The 16,607-nt window shown below is 44.6% G+C and carries 15 protein-coding genes; 6 read left to right on the top strand and 9 right to left on the bottom strand.

The genetic code is table 11. From position 1 onward, the window contains the following. Positions 1 to 28 precede the first annotated feature (28 nt). The 4 genes from EXN75_RS00275 to EXN75_RS00260 all read right to left on the bottom strand — a co-directional run bounded on the left by EXN75_RS00275 (position 29) and on the right by EXN75_RS00260 (position 5,075). Complete coding sequence (locus EXN75_RS00275; RefSeq protein ID WP_134842338.1) at positions 29 to 1,798, bottom strand: TonB-dependent receptor domain-containing protein; 1,770 nt, start codon at positions 1,796 to 1,798, stop codon at positions 29 to 31. A 160-nt stretch (positions 1,799 to 1,958) separates the two neighbouring features. Further along, positions 1,959 to 2,870: an AEC family transporter gene (locus tag EXN75_RS00270; protein WP_134842337.1), complete on the bottom strand. Its 912-nt coding sequence runs from the start codon at positions 2,868 to 2,870 to the stop codon at positions 1,959 to 1,961. 80 nt (positions 2,871 to 2,950) lie between these two features. Next, positions 2,951 to 3,826 carry a carbon-nitrogen hydrolase gene (locus EXN75_RS00265; RefSeq protein ID WP_134842336.1) on the bottom strand — a complete coding sequence of 292 codons (876 nt, stop codon included), beginning with the start codon at positions 3,824 to 3,826 and terminating at the stop codon, positions 2,951 to 2,953. 151 nt (positions 3,827 to 3,977) lie between these two features. Continuing rightward, positions 3,978 to 5,075: an agmatine deiminase family protein gene (locus EXN75_RS00260; RefSeq protein WP_134842335.1), complete on the bottom strand. Its 1,098-nt coding sequence runs from the start codon at positions 5,073 to 5,075 to the stop codon at positions 3,978 to 3,980. A 247-nt stretch (positions 5,076 to 5,322) separates the two neighbouring features. Here EXN75_RS00260 and EXN75_RS00255 point away from each other — a divergent pair, with 247 nt between their 5' ends. Both EXN75_RS00255 and EXN75_RS00250 read left to right on the top strand, forming a co-directional pair. Beyond that, complete coding sequence (locus EXN75_RS00255; protein WP_134842410.1) at positions 5,323 to 6,138, top strand: Nif3-like dinuclear metal center hexameric protein; 816 nt, start codon at positions 5,323 to 5,325, stop codon at positions 6,136 to 6,138. Positions 6,139 to 6,596: 458 nt separating this feature from the next. Continuing rightward, on the top strand, positions 6,597 to 7,424 hold the full coding sequence (locus EXN75_RS00250) for a zinc ribbon domain-containing protein (protein ID WP_118116383.1): 828 nt from the start codon (positions 6,597 to 6,599) through the stop codon (positions 7,422 to 7,424). Positions 7,425 to 7,657: 233 nt separating this feature from the next. On the opposite strand, the gene EXN75_RS00245 is transcribed toward EXN75_RS00250, so the two are convergent. The 5 genes from EXN75_RS00245 to EXN75_RS00225 all read right to left on the bottom strand — a co-directional run bounded on the left by EXN75_RS00245 (position 7,658) and on the right by EXN75_RS00225 (position 11,301). Further along, on the bottom strand, positions 7,658 to 8,449 hold the full coding sequence (locus EXN75_RS00245; protein WP_134842334.1) for a TerB family tellurite resistance protein: 792 nt from the start codon (positions 8,447 to 8,449) through the stop codon (positions 7,658 to 7,660). Positions 8,450 to 8,470: 21 nt separating this feature from the next. Next, positions 8,471 to 8,935: a MaoC family dehydratase gene (locus EXN75_RS00240; RefSeq protein WP_022111066.1), complete on the bottom strand. Its 465-nt coding sequence runs from the start codon at positions 8,933 to 8,935 to the stop codon at positions 8,471 to 8,473. Between the two features lie 57 nt (positions 8,936 to 8,992). Next, entirely contained in the window at positions 8,993 to 9,226 is a 234-nt protein-coding gene (locus EXN75_RS00235; RefSeq protein WP_134842333.1) for a hypothetical protein, read from the bottom strand. A gap of 50 nt (positions 9,227 to 9,276) precedes the next feature. Next, positions 9,277 to 10,530: a nucleotide sugar dehydrogenase gene (locus EXN75_RS00230; protein ID WP_408005907.1), complete on the bottom strand. Its 1,254-nt coding sequence runs from the start codon at positions 10,528 to 10,530 to the stop codon at positions 9,277 to 9,279. Between the two features lie 312 nt (positions 10,531 to 10,842). Then, entirely contained in the window at positions 10,843 to 11,301 is a 459-nt protein-coding gene (locus EXN75_RS00225) for a type I restriction enzyme HsdR N-terminal domain-containing protein (RefSeq protein ID WP_118116377.1), read from the bottom strand. Positions 11,302 to 11,531: 230 nt separating this feature from the next. On the opposite strand from EXN75_RS00225, the gene holA reads away from it, so the two are divergent. From holA to EXN75_RS00205, 4 genes are all read left to right on the top strand, one after another. Next, positions 11,532 to 12,560, top strand: a complete 1,029-nt coding sequence (holA, locus tag EXN75_RS00220) for a DNA polymerase III subunit delta (protein ID WP_134842331.1) — start codon at positions 11,532 to 11,534, stop codon at positions 12,558 to 12,560. Between the two features lie 1,234 nt (positions 12,561 to 13,794). Further along, positions 13,795 to 14,343 (top strand): helix-turn-helix domain-containing protein, encoded by a 549-nt coding sequence (locus EXN75_RS00215; protein WP_134842330.1) that lies wholly within the window; start codon positions 13,795 to 13,797, stop codon positions 14,341 to 14,343. A 503-nt stretch (positions 14,344 to 14,846) separates the two neighbouring features. Then, the gene (locus tag EXN75_RS00210; RefSeq protein WP_022111071.1) at positions 14,847 to 15,623 is read left to right on the top strand and encodes a dihydroorotate dehydrogenase electron transfer subunit; all 777 of its coding nucleotides are present in this window, start codon (positions 14,847 to 14,849) and stop codon (positions 15,621 to 15,623) included. A gap of 60 nt (positions 15,624 to 15,683) precedes the next feature. Continuing rightward, positions 15,684 to 16,592, top strand: coding sequence for a dihydroorotate dehydrogenase (locus EXN75_RS00205; RefSeq protein ID WP_134842329.1), 909 nt, complete (start codon positions 15,684 to 15,686; stop codon positions 16,590 to 16,592). The last annotated feature ends 15 nt before the right edge of the window (positions 16,593 to 16,607 follow it).

Genomic DNA, 16,607 nt, shown 5'->3' with positions numbered 1-16,607 from the left:
GCCGTTGGCGATAGGTGAGAAAAGAGGGTTAAAAATAATAGGTGCAGCCGATGGTGGCGGCGCGGTTGCCAAAGTGCTGGCTTGCCATGTCGTGGAAGCGGCCTTCAAGCGTCCAGTGCTTACCCAGATTCTTATATACTCCCACTTCGGCATAGAGATTAGCCGGGGTATAGGCATTGCTGCTGCGGCGCGTGCACCAGATGATGTTGGAAGTGAGGCGCCAGCCATCGGCTAACGTGAACTGCGGTGCCAGCTTGAATACGGCAAAATGGTTGTAATCTGCATCGCGCTGCTGAGTTTCCTCAGAAGGGGTCTCGCTACGCTGCCAGAAGTAGTTGATACCGGCAGTGAGGCGCATGATGCCCTTATGCCAGAAGGCGGTGGTTCCGATGCCGAGCGTATTGTCGTGGATGGAGTTGAGCTGGTGCTGGTGAATGTTCTTTACCGAGGTGCTGAGCACGAAGGCTGGGCGGCTGTAGGTATGCTTGAGTTCTATCACGTTGGCCATACTGTTGCCGATATCCGCAGTATAAACCGGCTGCCAGGCACCCTCCATATCGCCTGCGGTTACGAAATCGCCGAACTCAGGATTGAAGATGCGGCGGCAGTAGGTGGCCTGCAGGGTATGTCCCGGTGTGAAGGTGTAATAGGCACTTGCCGAGTAGATATGGTTGTGGGTGGTATGCTTCCAGTGCTCTTCGGGCGCTATCTGCTTAGGTCGGAAGTTGATGATGCGGAAGCGGTCGCCTGCCATGAATCCCCACTTGCCGATGTTGTAATCCAGCTGGGCATAGAAATCCTGGTAGTTGGAATGGTTGATGTAGCCGGCAATGCAGTTCTTCTCGATGGAGAGTCCTCCCTCGAATCCTGCCGTAATCCAGAGATTGGAGGTGATGACCGGAGTGGCGTATTCTACCACCATGAAGGGGTAGGTGGAGTGGTTCTGGTAGGGCGCAGTCTGGGTTTCTTCCTGCGTGCGGCCGTTGTCGCTGATGTGCTCGGCACCCAGGGTGAAGAGGATGCTGGAGCCGTTGTCGGCGAGCGTGCGGGTATAGTCGGCCTGCAGATGATAGGCGCGCACGTAATCTGCCGGGGTGTGGGTGAAATGGTTGCGGGTATAGGTCTGCATCGCATCTATTTCGAGCACATCCTTCGCGGTAGGCGTCCAGAGCAGATTGAGCTTGGCACCCTCGTGGGAGTAGTGGTTCACGGTGATGCCTGAGATGCCCTGGTAGGCGTCCTTATCGCTGCTGGAGGTGCGCTGGAAGTTGCCTTCTACATGACTGAGCACACGGAGTTTATCCTGCTGGCTGATGACGCTGACGATGCCTTTTGCGCCACCGTAGGTATCACCGAAGAGTCCCCATCTGCCGGTGGTTCCGTTCTCTTTCTTGCGTAGCGTGATGTCGATGACTTTCTTCAGACTGCTGCATCCCTTCATCACTTCAGCGTTCTGGCACACCTTGATGGTTTCTATCTCCCGAGCCTTGAAATGGTGGAGGAAGGTGGCGTAATCGAGTCCGTATTCCTGGTTGTCAATACGGATGACGAACTTGCCGTAGAGGTTGGCGAAGGGATCTCCGCCGATGATGTTGTTGCCGTCGAGCGAGATGATTTCCGGGCACATCATAAGTATGTCGAGGAGTGATTCTTCGCCGGTGAGTTCCATTTCCTGTAGATGCATGATGTATCTGTCGCCGATATGTTCAATCGGTGCAGCTTGTGTCTGGTAAGTAGTGCTGACCATCGCCAGTGAGATGAGGAGCAGGTTTTTTTTCGTTATGTTGTTAATCTTCATTTCTGTTTATATGATTGGTAAAGGATTATAGCTGCAAAGATAAAGCAAAAATCGGGGAATAACGAAAAAATGAAGGAGTTTTTTCGTTTAATGTGTAAAATAAGGTGTCATTGCGTAAATAAAAATCCCCTGATGCTTTCTGTTACATCAGGGGATTCTTTTATTTCGAAAAGAGGAGGGTGATGAGCGGGATGGTGATGATACTGCCCACCGTGGTGATGAACGTCATTTCGGTGATGAGCGATGGATTGCGGCCGTATTTCAGACAGAACATCGTGCCGAAACTCGCTACAGGCATCGCAATGACCACCGTATTAATGTTGTTGACCTGATCGCTTACCCCACATACTCTGAACAGAAAATAGATGCTCAGAGGTACTGCCACAAGACGCAGAAGCGAGGAAAGATATACCTTCGGACTGCCGATAATCTCCTTCAACGGCAATTTGGCCATCGAGGAACCGATAATCATCAGAGCCGCCGGAACCGTAACATTGCCCACCATCGTTACTGGACGTGCAATGATATCAGGAGTATGAACCCCGAAGGCTACCAGGAGAGCAGCCCCGAAGGCAGCAAGAAGGGCCGGAGAAAACAGTACCTTAGGATTGAACTGCTTAATGCTGTACTCGCCCTTGATGAGCATGACGCCTGCTGTAAAGATAAAGAATGTGTTCGGCATGTTGAGCAGGGCTGCATAGAAAATGGCCTTCGGACCGAAAATGCTCGACACGATAGGGTAGCCGATGAATCCTACGTTGGCAAACATCAGGGCAAAGCCAATCATGCCCTGATCATCATGATTGCGTGTGATGAGACGGGACACCCCGAAACCGAATACAAGCAAAAGGATGTAAGTAAGGAAACCTACGCCCAAAAGCGGGAGGATGAGCGTGCGGTCGGGCAGCTCATCGCCCATTACAGACGAGAGCACCAGCAGAGGGCAGGTGATATCTACCACCATGCTGGATAACTTCTTGTCAAACTTGTCGCCCATATATCCTAACTTGCAGGCGACGTAACCTAAAATTACGATGATGAAAAGTACCACCATCACTTCCAAATTCTCCATTTATCCTGAAAAACTATACCTTATATATATATGTATGCCGGAATCCCGATATTCTATCGGAATTTCCGGCAAAAAACGGTTTAATCAATGAATCGCCTGGTGATATCTCCGTAGTTCTCGATGCGACGGTCGCGGAGGAATGGCCACCAGCGGCGCACATCCTCACTGTGCTTGATGTCGATTTCTGCCACGATGCTTTCTTCTTCATTGTCGCTGGCACGGTAAAGAAGCTCGCCCTGAGGACCGGCAATGAAACTGCTGCCCCAGAACTGGATTCCGCCTGTCTGCTCGCTTGGATCTGGTTCATAACCAACACGATTGACGGCTACTACAGGCAAGCCGTTGGCAACTGCGTGGCCCCTCATCACAGTGGTCCATGCTTCACGCTGGCGCTGCTGTTCATCCTCCGTATCATACTTGGCGTAGCCGATGGCTGTAGGATAGATGAGGATTTCTGCTCCCTGAAGAGCCATCAGACGGGCTGCTTCTGGATACCATTGGTCCCAGCAGACGAGCACGCCGAGCTTGCCCACGGAAGTCTGAATAGGCAGGAAACCGAGGTCGCCAGGAGTGAAGTAGAACTTCTCATAGTAGGCTGGGTCGTCAGGAATGTGCATCTTGCGATATTTGCCGGCGATGGTTCCATCCTTCTCAATCACTACTGCCGTATTGTGATAAAGTCCTGGTGCACGTCGCTCGAAAAGGGAGGTGACGATGACTACGCCGAGGTCTTTGGCCAATTTGCCGTAGAAATCGGTGGATGGACCAGGAATCGTTTCAGCCAGGTCGAAATTATCCACATCTTCTACTTGACAGAAATAAAGCGTATTGTGCAATTCCTGTAATACGATGAGTTCTGCGCCGCGGTGGGCAAGGTCAATAATGCCTTCTGCCAGGCGGCTCTTGTTGTCGGCAATATCTGCCGTAATATGTAACTGTAAAAATCCGAGTTTCATTTTTTTTTCTTATTCTTTTTCTTTTTTTTCTTCCGAAAATCCTTTCTTCTCCCTTCCAGGATTTTCCTCTTTCTAAAAGCCTATAATCCAGCTAAATTTCTTGGTCTTTAACAAAATACATCTTAATAGATGAAAGTCGTTGTAAACCATTTTAGAATTGGGCTGGTGCCTGCATTCTGATAACTCCTTCTGGCAACTGCATGGTGAGGCAATGGATACTTCCATGCTGGCGGACGATGGTGAGCGAATCTACACCGATGATTTCTCTGTCTGGGAAGGCGAGTTGAATCTGCTTTTTAGCTTCCTCGTCTTTCGCTGGCTGGTTGTAGGTAGGGTAAATCACGGCTCCATTCAGGATGAGGAAGTTGGCGTAGGTAGCCGGCAGACGGTCGCCATCATCATAGATTGCGTCCGGCATTGGCAATTTCAGTAGTCGGTAAGGATAGCCTTCGAAGGTGAAGAGCTTCTTGAGTTGGGCTTCGAGTGCCTGGAAATCCTCATATTGTTCATCCTCAGGATTGTCGCACCCTACATATAATAAGGTGTCGTGGGGAGCTACTCTCACGATGGTGTCTATATGGCCGTCGGTGTCGTCGCCAATCAGATTGCCATGGTCGAGCCAGACGATGTGCTGCGCCTGGAAGAAATTCTTCAGGAGCTTTTCCAACTGCTCACGATTGAACGGCTGGTTGCGATGAGGCGCCAGAAGGCACTGGGAGGTGGTGAAGATGGTGCCCTTGCCATCACTCTCGATGCTGCCGCCTTCGAGCACAAATCCCTGATGGTTGTTGACCGCACAGTTCTGGAAAGCTCCCTGATAATACAGGTTTTGCGTGATGGCATTGTCTTTCTCCCAACGGAACTTTTCTCCCCATCCATTAAACTTGAAGTCGAGGAGGGTGAAAGGCATCATGTAGCCTGAGTTCTGCGACTTGCACACCAGAGTGATCGGACCATGATCTCGTGCCCATGTATCATTGCTGTCGATTTCAAAGAGGTGGACACGGTTCATTTGGTCGGCCGACAGTCTTTTGGCAAGCATCGACCTGGTGCTCTCCAAGATAGGAGTAGCCACGAGGAGGTGTTCATATCGGGTAATGATATCAGCCAGTTCCAGATAAGTATCTGTTATCTGTCGCAGATAGGGTTTCCAGTCTGTTTCAGCGTGAGGCCAAGTGAGCATAATGCCGCTCTGACGTTCCCATTCGGCAGGAAGTACGAATTCGAAAGGTAAAGTTGAGTGATACATAAGCGTTCTGATTTTTTAAAAACAATTTGGTTGCAAAAATAAGGAAAAAATGTGAATTGGGCGAAGAGTATTCGGATAATTTTATCGGAAAGTATTAAATTATATTAAACAAAAGGAGTGTTCGTGATATTTTTGCGAATAAATGCGTAACTTTGCACTCCAAAGCATAGTTTTGCACTCTAATCGGGATGTCTGATAGGACATGAAAAGACGATGAAAGTGCATGAAAATAAAATATTTTAAGAGCGTGAAAATATATCAGGTAGTTGATGCCCTTGAACATTACGCGCCTCTGCCCTTGCAGGAAGGATACGATAATGCCGGCCTGCAAGTTGGATTGACAGAGGCGGTAGAAGTGTCAGGGGCATTGTTGTGTCTTGACGTGACTGAGGCCGTCGTAGATGAGGCCATCCGAAAGGGCTGTAACCTCATCGTGAGTCATCATCCGCTGATCTTCCGCAAACTGGCGAGAATTTCAGACGAAAACTATGTGCAGCGCACCGTGAGGAAGGCTATCAAGAACGATATTACCATCGTATCCATGCATACGAATATGGATGCGGCGAAGGGTGGTGTCAACTTCAAAATAGCTGAGAAACTCGGACTTCGCAACCTGCGTTTCTTCGGAGGCGAGAAGGAGATTGACGGTGTGAAAGGCGGAGAAGGAGTGATAGGCGAAATAACTGACGAGGCTGATACGTTGCATGCAGACGGAATAGCTGCCGACGACCTGGTGCTGATGCTCAGGGAGCGTTTTCAGGCGGAATGTGTGCAGTGCAACCAGTTGCTGCGCAGGCCTATCAGAAAGGTGGCGCTTTGTGGCGGGGCAGGTTCTTTCCTGCTGGATGCTGCCATCGCGGCTGGTGCTGATGCTTTCATTACGGGCGAAATGCACTATCATGAGTTCTTCGGCCATGAGCAGGAAATCCAAATCTGCGTCATCGGTCACTATCAGAGCGAACAGTTTACGAGCGAAATCTTCCGCAGCATTATCACGGAAAAATGCCCTGGAGTGAAGTGTGAAATCTCGGAAATCAATACCAATCCGATCATTTACCTGTAAGAGGGGATAAAATTAGAAATGAGAAATGAGAAATTTTTCGTGGGTTCTAATTGGGGGCCTTCCTCTTTCAGGGGGTTCTAATTGGGGGGATAGTTTTTCTCTTCCTCTTTTCAGAGGTTCTAATTGGGGGATAGTTTTCCCTTCCTCTTTCAGGGGGTTCTAATTGGGGGATAGTTTTCCCTTCCTCTTTTCAGAGGTTCTAATTGGGGGATAGTTTTCCCTTCCTCTTTTCAGAGGTTCTAATTGGGGGTGTTTTCCCCTTCCTTTTTTAGGGGTTCTAATTGGGGGTGTTTTCCCTTCCTCTTTCAGGGGTTCTAATAGGGGGTGTTTTCCCTTCCTCTTTTCAGAGGTTCTAATTGGGGGATAGTTTTCCCTTCCTCTTTGTCCTTTTGAGGGCAGAAGGGAAATTTTGTAAGAAAATAAAGAAGAATAAAAATAATTTTTTAAATATTAATAATATGGCAAAGAAAGATCCTACAGATTTGACAGTGGAAGAGAAGTTGAAGACTCTCTATCAGCTTCAGACCACCTTGTCTTCTATCGATGAGAAACGTGCGTTGCGTGGTGAGCTTCCTCTGGAAGTTCAGGACTTGGAAGATGAAATCGCCGGTCTTGCAACTCGTATCGAGAACATTGATCGCGAAATCCACCAGTTTGACAGAGCTTTGTCTCAGAAGCATGCTGAGATCATGGACGCTCAGGCAAGTGTAGAGCGCTATCAGGCTCAGTTGGAAACTGTTAGCAACAACCGTGAGTATGATACTTTGAGCAAGGAAATCGAGTTTCAGGAGTTGGAAATCCAGCTTTGCAACAAGAAGATCCGTGAGGGTGAACAGAAAATCCGCGAAAAGCAGGCTGACCTGGATCATGCTTTGGCACAGAAGCAGGACCGCGAAAGAGGTTTGGTTGAGAAGCGTGCTGAGCTCGACGGAATCATGGAGGAAACTCGTGAGGAAGAGGAGAACCTGAAGGAAAAAGCTGCTGAACTGGAGAAGAAGATCGAGCCACGTCTGCTTGCCAGCTTCAAGCGTATCCGCAAGGGTGCCCGCAACGGTTTGGGTATTGTATATGTACAGCGCGATGCCTGTGGCGGTTGCTTCAACAAGATTCCACCTCAGCGCCAGTTGGACATCAAGATGCATAAGAAGATTATTCCTTGTGAGTACTGCGGCCGTATCCTCATCGACCCAGAATTGGCTGGTGTTAAAATCGACAATCCTGTAGCAGAGGAGAAACCAAAGCGCAAGCGCACTATTCGCAAGAAGAAGTCTGAGGATGCAGAATAAATCCCGGCTGAAAGCCTCTGCAGAATAGATCCTTCGGAATGACTGATTATATTCTTTGGAATATACAGATTAAATCCTTCGGAAAAAACTGCGGAAAAGATAAATAAAAAGCTCGTCAGAATAATCTGGCGAGCTTTTTGTGTTTATCCGATATTTTATTCTTCATCGAATAACCCAGAAGTAACAGATTTTAGTCAGCCTCCTCTGTGTAATTCAATGAAGAATGTAATTCATTATAATCCCCTTGCTTTGAAGATTTTCTCCTTAGCATCATTGATTTCCTGGAATTTCTTCTCGGCAGCTTTGCGCACGTCTTCGCCCAGGGCAGCAACCTTGTCTGGATGATGTTTGAGCGCCATTTTGCGATAGGCGGCTTTCACTTCATCATTAGTGGCTGAAGGGGCAATTCCTAACACCTTGTAAGCATCGTCGAGACTGCTGGTGGCTGAGGAACCGCTGCGGAGATTGAGCATCTGAATGACATCTTCTACGGAGAGTCCCATGTGAATGGCCACTTCCTTGAGGGCTGCAATCTCTTCTGGACTTACTACAGCATCGGCCTGCGCTATCATGACCAGGAAATTGAGCAACTGAAGGCGCTGCTCATAAGCCATGTTGGCACGTATCTGATGACAACTGTCTTGTATCACCGTACGATATTCAGCCATGCCCAGACGCTTCTGCTGCTCGAAAAGCTTGAGCAGGATTTCTTCACCCTGCTGTTTCGCCTGTTCTCCGAAATTCTGTCTCAGAAACTGGCGCACCAACTCCATTTCTGAATGCATCACCCTGCCGTCGGCCTTGATGATGTAGGAGGCAAGTACGAGCAGCGAAAACATAAAACTGTTGCGCTGACCCTCATAGCTCCTGTTGGAGTGGGCGTATGCCTGCTGGTTGCTGCTGTCCTCGTTTACACTGTCAAGACCCTTGTCGAAAAGGGCGCCAAGGGCAAAGCCTGCAAGTGCTCCGAGCGGACCGCCTGTCATGAAGCCGAGAAAGCCGCCAATCCATTTTCCTGCTGCCATATTCTTCTCTTTGGGGAGTGATTACTGGAAGTAGTAGAGGAAGGTTGCAATGCCAGAAAGTGCTGGCTTGCGCTGGCCTTCTATCTCGATGTCAAACTTGATGCTGGTCTTGCAAATGCCACGGAGATTGGCAATCTCATGCAAGGTAGCTACGAGGCGAACACGGGAACCTGTGATGACTGGCTGACCGAAACGCATCTCGTCCATACCGTAGTTTACCATCATTTTCAGGTTGTTCACTTCGATAATCTGCTGCCACATGTAAGGGAGCAATGACAGGGTAAGATAACCGTGAGCGATTGTGCTGTGGTAAGGGCTCTCTACCTTGGCACGCTCTACGTCAACGTGAATCCACTGTGGATCGAGTGTAGCGTCTGCAAACTTGTTGATACGATCCTGATCTACCTGCAACCATTCTGACTCACCCAACTTCTGTCCGAGGTGAGATGCAAATTCCTCATAGGAATTAATTACTAATTTTGCCATTTTTCTTATTTAGTTTATTATTTGTTATTTCTTTATTATTTTATCTTTCGTTATTTTTTAGAAGATTTCCTGCTTTTCAGGAGGTTCTTCCTTGAGCCTTTTTAAAGGCGATTTCCTACTTTCAGGAGTTTTTTCCCCTTTGAGACTTTCAAAGGCGATTCCCTGTTTTTCAGGAGTTTTTTTCCTTGAGACTTTCAAAGGCGATTTCCTACTTTCAGGAGTTTTTTCCCCTTTGAGACTTTCAAAGGCGATTCCCTGCTTTTCAGGAGTTTTTTTCCTTGAGACTTTCAAAGGCGATTTCCTGCTTTCAGGAGGTTTTTCCTTGAGCTTTTCAAAGGATTTTAATCTCTTCTGAAAATGTCTCGAGTGTAAACTTTGTCCTCTACATCGTCCAGGCATTTGTCGTAGCGGTTGGCAATGATGGCCTGGCTCAACTTCTTAAATTTTTCGAGATCATTGACCACCAAACTGCCAAAGAATGTGGATCCGTCCTTGAGCGTAGGTTCGTAGATGATGACCTGTGCGCCCTTTGCCTTGATGCGTTTCATCACACCCTGAATGCTGCTCTGGCGGAAATTGTCGCTATTGCTCTTCATTGTCAGGCGATAGACTCCGATGGTGCAGGCTTTCTCTTCCTCTGCACAATAATTATTTTGGTAGGCATAGTCATAATAACCAGCCTTGTTGAGCACACGGTCGGCAATGAAATCCTTTCGGGTTCTGTTACTTTCCACGATGGCCTGAATCAGGTTCTCCGGAACGTCAGCATAGTTGGCGAGCAACTGCTTGGTGTCTTTCGGGAGGCAATAACCTCCGTATCCGAACGAAGGATTATTATAGAAAGTTCCGATGCGTGGATCGAGTCCTACACCATCGATAATAGCTTTGGAGTCGAGTCCTTTCATTTCTGCATAAGTGTCCAGTTCGTTGAAATAGCTTACACGCAAGGCGAGGTAGGTGTTGGCAAAGAGCTTCACGGCCTCAGCCTCGGTCAGTCCCATAAACAGGGTGTCAATATTCTCCTTGATGGCTCCTTCCTGCAACAGTTCAGCAAAAATATGGGCAGCCTTGTCGAGGCGTTCATCGCTTTCCGGACGGCCTACGATGATTCTGCTGGGGTAGAGATTGTCGTAGAGAGCCTTGCTCTCACGGAGAAATTCCGGTGCAAAAATGATATTGTCACAGCCGTATTTCTGTCTGACATTCTCCGTATAGCCCACAGGAATCGTGCTCTTGATCACCATGATGGCGTTTGGATTCACCTGCATCACCAGTTCGATGACTTCCTCAACATGGGTCGTGTCGAAGTAATTTTTTACAGGGTCGTAATTTGTTGGAGTTGCAATGATGACGAAGTCTGCGTCTTTATAGGCTTCTGCTGCATTGGTCGTGGCCTTTAGCTGGAGTGGTTTTTCTGCCAAATACCTTTCTATATATTCGTCTTGAATTGGCGACTTTCGGTTGTTGATAAGTTCAACTTTCTCAGCCACCACATCCACGGCTGTTACCTGATGGTGCTGGCTGAGCAAAGTGGCAAGGCTAAGTCCAACATAGCCCGTTCCTGCCACAGCTATTTTCATGTTTTGATTTACCATATTAATAAAGATTACGTTTCAATCTCGTTAGGCTGAGATCATATTTCAATCCCTTTTAGTTTGAGATGATATTTCAATCCCTTTAGTCTGAGATAATGTTTTAATCCAAATAAACTCTGCAAAGATAATGTAATTTGTGGAGAGTACAAAAATAAATCGAACTTTTTATAAAAAAATAACCCGCTCATATTTCTCGAATTTCAAATCAGCTGGCCAGTTGCCCGGAAATTCTCAAAAAATGAAGGGGTTAAAAGGGGAGAATTACGGAACGATTTTCTATAAAGTTCTGGGGTTTTTCTCCCTTCTCTCTTTTTATTCTGTCAATAATTCTTCGTAATCCGGAATATCCTCTAAGAATAAATATTTTTTATCGTTATAATCCATTTTGCAAATATAGTGTTGCAGCCCATTACTTACCACTAAGTAATCAACATGGAGGAGCATATTATATATGGAAATCTGGTCGAATACTTTTTGTGTGATGGGAATATGAGGAGCTTTGTATTCTATAATCATTCTTGGTTTCAGGTCTCTGGAGTAGAGTACACTGTCTGCCCGAAGTGTTTTTTCACCCACTTTCAGTTGGATTTCATTTGCCATGAGTGCTGCAGGATAGCCCTTGTGTTCTACCAGAAAGTGGACGAAATGCTGCCGCACCCATTCTTCTGGAGTGAGCGCAATATATTTTTTTCTCAGAATATCGAATATCTGAGGTTGCGCTTTGGTGCCGCGCAACTTGATTTCAAATGGGGGAAGATTCAATCTTGTCATGTCTATCTTTCTTTTTGAGGAAATGCTCCTTATACCTTATTATATATATAGAAAAGAATTCCTATACCTTATTATATATATACCTTATTATATATAAAGGAAAGATTTCCTATACCTAATTATATATAGTTTCAAAATTATTTTGTACCTTTGTATGCAATTAATAATAGCTTATGCTTTGCTCCGCAATCTGCGAAAAAGGCATTGCAAAGATACAAAAAAATATCGGAATGGCAGAAAAAAAACAAGCAAATAGTTACGAGTCGATCATGAAAGATCTTAAGGCTCAAATCTATTTTCCCGTCTATATCCTGATGGGAGATGAGTCTTTTTATATAGATAAGCTATGTGATTATATCACAGAAAATGTGCTTCAGCCGGAAGAAAAAAACTTCAATCAAGTGATTCTTTTTGGAGCGGACACGACAGCTTCGCAAGTTGTTGATCAGTGCAAAGGGTATCCTATGATGGCTGAGCATCGGGTGGTGATTTTGAAAGAAGCTCAAAATTTGAAGAATTTTGATGCAATCGAGAAGTACTTCGAAAATCCTGTAAAATCAACCATCTTTGTGATGAGCTACAAAAACGGAAGTATTGATCGAAGAAAAAAGTTGGTTCCGCGCGCCGAACAGATTGGTGTGGTCTTTGAAGGAAAAAAACTCAAAGACTATCAATTGCCTGGTTTTATAGAAACTTATATGAAACAGCAGAAGGCAACCATCGAACCGAAGGCCACCCAGATGGTGGCTGATCACATCGGTGCTGATTTACATCGACTGACTTCTGAACTCGACAAGCTTCTGATTTCTCTTCCTGAGAATGATAGGAGAGTGACTCCGGAACAGGTGGAAAAGGTGATTGGTGTGAGCAAGGATTTTAATGCCTTCGAATTGAGAAATGCGATTGTAAACCGTGATGTTTTCAAAGCAAATCAAATTATCAACTATTTTGACAGCAATCCGAAGAGTGGTTCGCTTTTTGCTTTACTCCCGATGCTCTTTTCTTATTTCCAAAATCTGATGCTGGCTTATTATGCACCCAATAAACAGGATGAAAAAGCGCTTTCATTATTCCTGGATTTGAAGTCAACTTGGGCTGTGCGTGATTATATCACAGGAATGAGAAACTATAAAGGAGTGAAGGTAATGCAGATTATCGATAAATTTAGAGAGGTGGATGCAAAGAGCAAAGGTATCAGCAATCCGAATACTTCGGCTGGTGAACTCATGAAAGAATTGATTTTCTTCATTCTTCACTAATGATGTGGAAGCTCTCAAATTCTTCATTTTTGAGGAGGTTTTTCTGAGAAATGAGCCTGCTCCTGAACCATGTTTTCTAAGCTGAGTTTTCAGTTTATGAAGGGTGGGGGATTGTTTTTTCCTCGTTTTCTGACAGCATATTGAAGAGGTGATCCGATAAGGAATCACCTCTTTTTTGTTTTTTTCACCCAGATCTGGTAGGGTGGGATGAGGGGTTTTTTACTTGTTTATCTCAAGACCATTGAGGCTGTCTCTTTCCCAATTGTCGAGAGAGAGGGCTTGAAAAATGTAAATTTGGGAAGTTTTAGTCTGTTTATGGGGATTTTATAGGCTTGAAAATGGTTTCAAAGGAGGATTTTTGCCTATATTTTACTTATTTTTGCACTTTTCTGAGCTATATTCTTGCTTTATCTTGAAGGGATATTTCTTGCGTAAATAGCAGAAAATCAGTATGTTACGTATCTTTTCTTAATTTTAGATGGTTCAAAACTCTCGAATTTAAGAGTAGATTCGGACTCGTCTGCGAGAACGAGAAAAACAGAAAAATAGAGCATTTTAGATTTTCTAAAATTTAGCGTTAACATTTAGCAAGGTTTATGATTTAAAAGTTTAGTTATTTAAATATGTAAACAGAAATGGAATTTAAAATTTAAAATCATAAATCTTGAAAACTTAATATGATTTTTATTTATTCATATTTATAAATATAAATATAAATAGAGTGTTTAATATTCTAAAGTGTATAAATATACGTAGATATTATTGTGTTTGTAAGTAACTGAAAACCAATATTTTAACTTTTTTAGTTAGAAATAAAAAGGGTGAAATTCATTGCTTGAATCTTAAACTTTGCATAAACCGCATAAAACTACGATATTATTAGGTTCTAAACATGGATAACCCAGTAGATTATATAGTTTTATTAAACTAATTCTTTGTAAAATAGATAGAATTACAAATGTAGATTTATAAATATAAACCATAAAACCGACTTTTATAGATTACTTTTATAAATATAAATATTGAAATCTAAAGTTTAAAAATGCAAATAATCTTTAGATTTTTCTTTTATTCCCAAAAAAAGTTTTATCTTTGTAAAGTCTAAGAAAAGAGGGCTTTTTTAGCCCTATGAGACCCATTGTTCCGAAATTGCATATTCCACAGATGGCTTTTAGGGGGCTTCTGGTGGGTCTTTAGAAAACTTAATAAATGTAAATTTCTACAAGTTAAAGATATGAAAGATAGAATCAGACTTATCATGGAAGATCAGCATCTCACCCAGAAAAGTTTCTCGCAGCTTACGGGAATTGGTGAGGCTTCGCTGAGCAGTATTTTTAATGATCGTACAAAACCGACGCTCAATCACATAGACGCCATTCACAAAAAGTTTCCTCAGGTAAGACTCGAATGGTTGCTCTATGGAACTCCTCCTATGTATATAGAAAATGAGAATCAGAATGATGCTTCCTCTACTCCAGCTTCAAGTTCGCTAGATTCTTCTCCTGCCATCGGTGGACTGGCTTTTGACTTTGATGACGATGCATCTCTGTCTGCCGCTGAAGCTTCTTCTCGTGCTTCATCTTCCAATGAGTCTTCAGCAGCCTCTTCACAGATGCATCAAGGCTCGCTTTTTGATCAGCCTAATATGCCCGGTGTAAATCATACACCAAAAAATCAGCCTCACGAGAATGTGAAATATATTGACAAGCCTCAGCGAAAAATTACCGAAATTCGTATCTTCTATGATGATCAGACCTGGGAGACATTTGTTCCCAAAAAGTAGTCACAATGTCGTTTTGCATTGAAGGCAAAATAATGTCGAAATCATAGTCTCTATATCGGTTGTATAGACGCCGACAATGGTATGATTAAAATCTGGCTAAGATCAGAAATGATGTTTGAATCATTGTCAGAATTGCACCCTGATGGGGGCTGAATGAAATATCAGATGATGGTCAGAATGACGTCTTGACGATGGCTTGTATTTCCGTGAAGAGGCATTCATGATGTCCTTCATCATTCTTCAGAATTGAATATTTCGTTCTTTTAAAAAAGATGCAGAATCATTCCTCAGGGTGTGATTCTGCATCTTTTTCCTCTATAAAAATAAAATATGTGTATTTTCTTTTGTATTGTCGAAAAATTGCATTACCTTTGCATCATGCTTCTGATTTTTGCCCGGTAACCTCATCCGGGACGATGGAAAATCATGCTGGGCAGTAAGTAAATCATATAGGCTGAATGCAGCCAAAAGTAGTCGAACAAGAAACATATTAAATCGTAGTGATGAAAAAGTACATTATAGATCTTAAAGTGGTTTCAGTGGAATCATTGAGTGACAAGCATGTTTTGATTAAGCTTACCGATGATAAGCCACTTCCTGAAATGTGTCCTGGACAATTTGTAGAAGTCAAGGTGGAGCATGAACCTAATACCATGTTGCGCCGACCTATCTCCATCAATTTTGTAGATCGTGACAGAAATGAACTTTGGTTGCTCGTTGCCATGATTGGTAATGGTACTCGTCAGTTGGGTAATCTCCAGGCTGGCGATTATCTCAACTGTGTGCTTCCATTGGGCAATGGATTTTCCATGCCTGCAGAAGCAGGACAGAAATTCCTTCTTGTGGGTGGTGGTGTTGGTGTGGCTCCTTTGCTCTATTTCGGAAAATGCATCAAGGATATGGGGGCTGAACCTATCTTCCTCCTCGGTGCAAGAAAGGCAACTGATCTGCTCGAACTTGATGAATTTGCTAAAATCGGAAGAGTATGTATTACTACCGAGGATGGCAGTGCTGGCGAACAGGGATTTGTAACCAACCATTCTGTTTTGCAGCATGAGAGCTTCGATATGATTTCTTCCTGTGGTCCTAAGCCGATGATGGTGAGCGTGGCTAAGTATGCGCAGAAGGCCAACGTGGAGTGCGAGGTTTCACTGGAGAACATGATGGCCTGCGGTCTGGGCGCTTGTCTCTGCTGTGTGGAGAAAACTACCAAGGGAAATCTTTGCGTCTGCAAGGAAGGACCGGTTTTCAATACTAAGAAACTTCTTTGGAATTTGTAAATTAAATCAACCGAGCGTTTGAAGAAAATCAGAACGCAAATGTAATATATTATTATTGTTATGGCATCATTAAATGTAAATATACATAATCTGAAGTTGAAGAACCCGGTAATGACAGCTTCCGGCACATTCGGATATGGTCTGGAATTTGCCGATTTCGTACCATTGGAAGAAATCGGTGGTATTATCGTGAAAGGTACTACTTTGGAATCGCGTGAGGGTAATGATTATCCTCGTATGGCTGAAACTCCACAGGGCATGCTCAATTGTGTGGGACTGCAGAACAAAGGTGTGGATTATTTCTGCAAAAACATCTATCCGCAGATTAAGGACATTGACACAAATATGATTGTCAATGTTTCGGGGCATTCTCCTGAGAGTTATGCTGCCTGTGCTGCTCGTATCAATGAACTGGATAAGATTCCTGCTATTGAACTCAACATCTCTTGTCCTAATGTGAAGGATGGGGGAATGGCTTTCGGAGTGACTTGCGAGGGGGCTTCCAGTGTGGTGAAGGCTGTGCGCCAGGTTTATCACAAGCCCCTCATCGTAAAGCTCTCGCCTAATGTTACCAATATTGCTGATATCGCAAGAGCTTGTGAGGCTGAGGGTGCAGATTCTGTTTCTCTCATCAATACACTGATGGGAATGGCGGTAGATATTGAAAAGCGACAGCCACTGTTGAGCATCCGTACGGGTGGACTGAGCGGACCATGTGTCAAGCCTGTGGCTCTGCGTATGGTTTATGATGTGGCTCATGCTGTGAAAATTCCTGTAGTGGGACTGGGAGGAATCTCTACTGCCAAGGATGCTATCGAATTCCTGATGTGTGGAGCTACTGCCATCGAAATCGGTACGGCTAACTTCGTTGACCCAGCTGTGACCAAGAAGGTGAAAGACGGAATCAATGACTGGCTCGACCAGCATGGTTGTACTTCGGTACATGAAATCATTGGCGCCATCAAGTAATCGAATGTTGGCTAA

The organism is Segatella hominis (assembly GCF_004535825.1).
GTDB lineage: Bacteria > Bacteroidota > Bacteroidia > Bacteroidales > Bacteroidaceae > Prevotella > Prevotella hominis.
The sequence above is the reverse complement of the archived record's forward strand: the minus strand, read 5'-3'. Positions and strand labels throughout refer to the sequence as shown.

Excerpts from the sequence above, each read along its gene's own strand:
- EXN75_RS00275 (WP_134842338.1), bottom strand. The coding sequence starts at position 1,798 with ATGAAGATTAACAACATAACGAAAAAAAACCTGCTCCTCATCTCACTG.
- EXN75_RS00270 (WP_134842337.1), bottom strand. The coding sequence starts at position 2,870 with ATGGAGAATTTGGAAGTGATGGTGGTACTTTTCATCATCGTAATTTTA.
- EXN75_RS00265 (WP_134842336.1), bottom strand. The coding sequence starts at position 3,826 with ATGAAACTCGGATTTTTACAGTTACATATTACGGCAGATATTGCCGAC.
- EXN75_RS00260 (WP_134842335.1), bottom strand. The coding sequence starts at position 5,075 with ATGTATCACTCAACTTTACCTTTCGAATTCGTACTTCCTGCCGAATGG.
- EXN75_RS00250 (WP_118116383.1), top strand. The coding sequence starts at position 6,597 with ATGGCAAAGAAAGATCCTACAGATTTGACAGTGGAAGAGAAGTTGAAG.
- EXN75_RS00245 (WP_134842334.1), bottom strand. The coding sequence starts at position 8,449 with ATGGCAGCAGGAAAATGGATTGGCGGCTTTCTCGGCTTCATGACAGGC.
- EXN75_RS00240 (WP_022111066.1), bottom strand. The coding sequence starts at position 8,935 with ATGGCAAAATTAGTAATTAATTCCTATGAGGAATTTGCATCTCACCTC.
- EXN75_RS00230 (WP_408005907.1), bottom strand. The coding sequence starts at position 10,530 with ATGGTAAATCAAAACATGAAAATAGCTGTGGCAGGAACGGGCTATGTT.
- EXN75_RS00225 (WP_118116377.1), bottom strand. The coding sequence starts at position 11,301 with ATGACAAGATTGAATCTTCCCCCATTTGAAATCAAGTTGCGCGGCACC.
- holA (WP_134842331.1), top strand. The coding sequence starts at position 11,532 with ATGGCAGAAAAAAAACAAGCAAATAGTTACGAGTCGATCATGAAAGAT.
- EXN75_RS00215 (WP_134842330.1), top strand. The coding sequence starts at position 13,795 with ATGAAAGATAGAATCAGACTTATCATGGAAGATCAGCATCTCACCCAG.
- EXN75_RS00210 (WP_022111071.1), top strand. The coding sequence starts at position 14,847 with ATGAAAAAGTACATTATAGATCTTAAAGTGGTTTCAGTGGAATCATTG.
- EXN75_RS00205 (WP_134842329.1), top strand. The coding sequence starts at position 15,684 with ATGGCATCATTAAATGTAAATATACATAATCTGAAGTTGAAGAACCCG.